1 protein-coding gene is annotated in these 257 nt (G+C 67.7%); it reads right to left on the bottom strand.

What is annotated here, in order from left to right:
- On the bottom strand, nt 1–199 hold a 199-nt coding region (locus ACPYOM_RS22970; RefSeq protein ID WP_481347738.1), incomplete at its 3' end, for a hypothetical protein.
- Nucleotides 200–257 lie beyond the last annotated feature (58 nt).

The raw sequence follows: 257 nt of genomic DNA, 5'->3' as shown, positions 1-257 counted from the left end.
CCCCCCCCCCCCCCCCCCCCCCCCCCCCCCCCCCCCTCTTCCAAAAAAAACCCCACCCCCCCAGATTACTACGCGTCTCGTGGGCTCGGAGATGTGTATAAGAGACAGCCCCGCGGGTCGGGTAGGGGTACTTCTCCCGGACGGCCCGGTAGAACGCGTCGACCGCGTGGTCGGCCGGCTCGTCGGTCAACTGCGGCATGGCACTCATCGCGCTCGGCACCGACACTGTCTCTTATACACATCTGACGCTGCCGACG

Source organism: Monashia sp. HAY1-2A, assembly GCF_056755315.1.
This window is presented reverse-complemented; position numbering and strand designations above follow the sequence as displayed.